This is a genomic window from Streptomyces sp. MnatMP-M17 (assembly GCF_900091995.1).
Classification (GTDB): Bacteria; Actinomycetota; Actinomycetes; order Streptomycetales; family Streptomycetaceae; genus Streptomyces.
Genome location: NZ_FMDK01001018.1, coordinates 1 through 4,252 on the forward strand (window position 1 = coordinate 1; position 4,252 = coordinate 4,252).

Below are 4,252 nucleotides of genomic sequence, written 5' to 3' on the forward strand. Positions count from 1 at the left end.
GCCGCCGGTCCACCGTGCGCGCCCGCGCCGACGCCTCGTCGTCCCACACCTCGATGAACGCGCACAGCTCCGGATCGAGCCGTTCGATCCGCGCCAGCGCCTCCGCGACCAGCTCCGTCATAGGCACACCCCCTGCCCGCCGTCCTGCCTGCCTGCCCATGGACCTTGCCCGGTCTCCCTCCTCAGTCTCGCAGCGCCTCCTCCATCACCGCGCGTGCGATCGGCGCCGCGTTCCCGCCGCCGCTGATGTCCGCCCGCCCGGCCGCCGCGTCCTCCACGACCACCGCGACGGCGACCGCCGGCCGGACCGTGTCCTCGGCCTGTGCCCAGGCGATGAACCAGGCATACGGCAGAGCGGAGTTGTCCACGCCGTGCTGGGCCGTGCCCGTCTTCCCGCCGACCGTCACGCCGGGAATGCCCGCCTTCGTTCCCGTACCGTCCCTGACCGAGTCGATCATCATCTGCCGTAGCTGCTGCGCCGTGGCCGGGCTCATCGGCCGCCGGTACATCCGCTCGCCCGTACGGGACACGATGTCGCCGTCCGCGGTGGTGACGCGGTCCACCAGATACGGGTGTCTGAGATCGCCGCCGTTGGCGACCGCTGCCGCGACCATCGCCATCTGGAGCGGAGTGGCCCGGGTGTCGAACTGCCCGATGGAGGACAGCGCCAGCTCGTCGTCGCTCATTCGGGTGTCGAAGCGGGAGGCGGCGACACGGGAGGGAATCCTGAGCCCGGCGTCGTTGAAGCCGAATCCCTCTGCGGTGCGCACCATCCGGTCCGGTCCGACCTTCACCGAGAGCCCGGCCATCACCGTATTGCAGGACCATCTGATGGCGTACGCGAGCGACGCCCGGCCGCAGCCGACCGCCTCGTTGGGCAGTCTGGTCCTGGTGCCCGGCAGGATGAACGGTTCCTCGATACCGGTCGGCGCGTAGGCGTCCTTGACCGTCCCGGACTCCAGCGCAGCCGCCGCCGTCACGATTTTGAAGGCCGAACCGGGCGGATAGGTCTCCCGGATCGCCCGGTTGAGCATCGGCTGGGTTTCCTCGCCGGTCAGCCGGGTCCAGGCGCGGGTGACACTCCTGCCGGTGCCCGAGAGCCGGCCCGGGTCGTACGACGGACTGCTGACCAGCGCCAGAATCCTGCCCGTCGTCGGCTCGATCGCCGCCACCGCTCCTCGGCGCCCGGCGAGTCCGTCGTACGCGGCCCGCTGCATCGACGCCTTGATGGTGGTGACGACCGTACCGCCGGGCTGCCGGCTGCGGGTGAAGTCGTTCCAGAAGGGGAAGGGCGCCAGCATCGGTTCCGTACCGGAGAGCACGTCGTCCTCGGCGCTCTCCAGCAGCGTCGTGCCGTATGTCTGGGAGGCGTAGCCGGTGACCGGCGCGTACAGCGGCCCCTGGGTGTAGCTCTGCTCGTAACGCAGCAGCTCCCGGGTGTCCTTGGAGCGGGTGACGGTCTTGCCGTCCACGAGAATGTCACCGCGCGGCTGGGCGTAACGGAGCACGGAGGCACGGCGGTTGGCGGGATTGCCGTCGAGGGAGTCCGCGTCGACGAGCTGGATTCTGACGGCGTTGAGCAGCAGGGCGACGAGGAGCAGCAGACAGAAGAGGGCGGTGCGCCGGATATGGCGGATCACCGGTCGTCCTCGCGGATCACCGGTCGTACCACTCCGGCTCCAGGGTCCAGGACCGCGGGTGTGACGACTCCGGTCTGTTTGGGCTTGGGCTTGGGCTTGGGCTTGGAGGTGGGTTCGGACTCGGGTGTGAGCGAGGGCGCGCGTCCCGGGCGCGGGCTGCGGGCCGAGTCGCTGAGCCGGATGAGCAGTGCCACGATCACCCAGTTGGTGACGACCGACGAGCCGCCCTGGGCGAGGAAGGGCATGGCCATACCGGTGAGCGGGATCAGGCCCATCACTCCGCCCGCGATGACGAACACCTGAAGGGCGAGGATCGAGGCGAGCCCGGTGGCGAGCAGTCGGCCGAACGGGTCGAGCAGGACGAGACCGGTCCGGTAGCCACGGGCGACCAGCAGCGCGTACAGCATGAAGACGGCGGCCAGCCCGACGAAGCCCAGCTCCTCGCCCGCGGTGGCGAGGATGAAGTCCGACTTGGCGGCGAAGCCGATCAGAATGGACTGGCCGCGGCCCAGGCCCGTACCGGACAGCCCGCCCGCCGCGAACGCGAAGAGCGACTGGGCGAGCTGGCCGGGCCCGCGCCCTTCCTCGATGGACGCGAACGGATGCAGCCAGTCCTGGACTCTGCTGTGCACATGCGGCTCCAGCGAACCGACCGCGAAGGCGCCGACGGCGGCGAGCAGCAGTCCGACGGCGATCCAACCGGTGCGTCCGGTCGCCACGTACAGCATGATCACGAAGAGCCCGAAGAAGAGCAGCGAGGTGCCCAGATCCTGTTCGAGGACGAGGACCATCACACTGATCACCCAGATGGCGACGATCGGTCCGAGGACGCGTCCGGTGGGCAGGTGGAGCTTGCGGATCCTGCGGCCGGTGTAGGCGAGGACATGGTGGTTGGCGGCGAGATACGCGGCGAAGTAGACCGCGAGCAGGATCTTGGCGAATTCACCGGGCTGGAAGGAGAGCCCGCCGACTCTGATCCAGATCTTGGCGCCGTTCACGGCCGGATAGAAGATCGGCACGATGAGCAGCACCAGGGCGGTGGCGACGGAGAGATACGCGTAGCGCTGGAGCGTGCGGTGGTCGCGCAGGAACGCGACGACGGCGATGAACAGCGCGACGCCGAACGTGGACCACACCAACTGCGTCGGCGCCGCGATGCCGTTCGGGGTCTCCAGGTCGAGCCGGTGGATCAGCACCAGACCGAGACCGTTGAGCAGCACCGCGATGGGAAGCAGCAGAGGATCCGCGTACGGCGCGCGGAGACGGACCGCGATATGGGCGAGGAGGGCGAGCATGCCCAGCCCTGCGCCGTATCCGGCCGCGTCGGGCGGCAGCGCGCCGTATTTGCCGAGACCGACACTGACATAGCCGAAGACGGAGATGAGGACGGCGCAGACGAGGAGGGAGAGTTCGACGCCGCGGCGCTTGCGGAGGCCGGGCTCGGGCAGGGGAGTGTCCCCCGTCGTTGCGGTCATGGATCGAAACGTAGCAAGGCGGCATGCCTTATGTCCGTTTATGTGGAGTCGTAAAGCATGCCGTGCTTACTTCGTGTGGTGCGGGCCTATGTGGGCGCGTGGTCCGTACGGGGCTGGGCGAGGTGTCAGCACCAGTGCGGTGTCTCGCCCAGGCTGCGGATGTATTTGGCCGATCCCCAGGCCCAGCTACCGTCGGCGAGGAGGTACCAGCGGTTGTTCCCGTCCACGCTGCCGCCCTCCACCTTGCAGAAGATACGCACGATGTCGCCGTACTCGAGCTCGCCGACGACTCTGCTGCTGCGCGTCGGCTTGTCCCGGAGGAGAAGACCGGTCCTGGCGACGACCTTGCCTCTGTATCTGCCGAGGCCCTGGGCGTCGGCCTGCGGCTTCGGCGGTGGATTGCCCGCCGGCTCATCGGCGGCCACCGGTACCGGTCCGGTGGCCGCGGATGCGGCGGCGGTGGGCGCGGCGAACGCGGGTGCGACGGAGACGGTGGCGAGAGTCGTGGCGGCGAGCGCGGAGACGGTGAGGACGGCGGCGGTACGGCCGGGCGAACGCACGGGCATGGTGACTCCTGGGACCTGAGGGCGAGGAGCCGGTGATTCCGGCATATGACTCGCGTGGTTCACGCTAGGTTCGCTACTCAATGTCCGCAATTCATGACTCTGGGTGCTCGCGCCATATGGGCTCAGCACACTGGCTCGGCGCGTCGGCTCGGCGGAGGCTCAGCGCTGGTAAGGGTTCTGCTGCTCCGTCCGGTTGTGCGCGGGACTGCCGGCGGCCTGGCCGGTGCTCTGGGCGAGCAATTGGTCGGCCTGCTCCTTCGTCACCTGCTGCTCGGCGCCGCAGAACGTGCACTGGGTCGCGTACTTGGTGGAGAACGCGAAGAGCGGCACGAAGAACAGCGTGAACTTGGTGACGCGCTTCTTGAGCGTATGCGCGGAGGGATTGCCGCAACGGCCGCAGACCAGCGTCAGTATGGCCAGTTGGTAGAGATAGCCCTTGGTACCGAAGATGATCATGTGAGCGATTCCTTCCGCGAGACACGCCCCCGGGACGGGAGCGTCGGGGAGAGTCTGCTCCCTCTACCCAGACTGCCGTACGGAGATGACGGCGGCGGTGGCGGGCGGGTGGGTG

The 4,252-nt window shown here is 68.8% G+C and carries 4 protein-coding genes; all 4 read right to left on the reverse strand.

The genetic code is table 11. The annotated features are described in order from the left end of the window. Nucleotides 1-182: 182 nt before the first annotated feature. The gene (locus tag GA0115259_RS35240; RefSeq protein ID WP_093604418.1) at nucleotides 183-1,640 is read right to left on the reverse strand and encodes a penicillin-binding transpeptidase domain-containing protein; all 1,458 of its coding nucleotides are present in this window, start codon (nucleotides 1,638-1,640) and stop codon (nucleotides 183-185) included. Beyond that, on the reverse strand, nucleotides 1,637-3,115 hold the full coding sequence (locus GA0115259_RS35245) for an FtsW/RodA/SpoVE family cell cycle protein (protein ID WP_093604420.1): 1,479 nt from the start codon (nucleotides 3,113-3,115) through the stop codon (nucleotides 1,637-1,639). Before GA0115259_RS35245 ends, GA0115259_RS35240 begins: the two co-directional genes overlap by 4 nt. Before the next feature lie 125 nt (nucleotides 3,116-3,240). Further along, complete coding sequence (locus GA0115259_RS35250; protein WP_237540723.1) at nucleotides 3,241-3,681, reverse strand: SH3 domain-containing protein; 441 nt, start codon at nucleotides 3,679-3,681, stop codon at nucleotides 3,241-3,243. Nucleotides 3,682-3,840: 159 nt separating this feature from the next. Then, nucleotides 3,841-4,137, reverse strand: coding sequence for a zinc-ribbon domain-containing protein (locus tag GA0115259_RS35255; protein ID WP_093604424.1), 297 nt, complete (start codon nucleotides 4,135-4,137; stop codon nucleotides 3,841-3,843). Nucleotides 4,138-4,252: the final 115 nt, after the last annotated feature.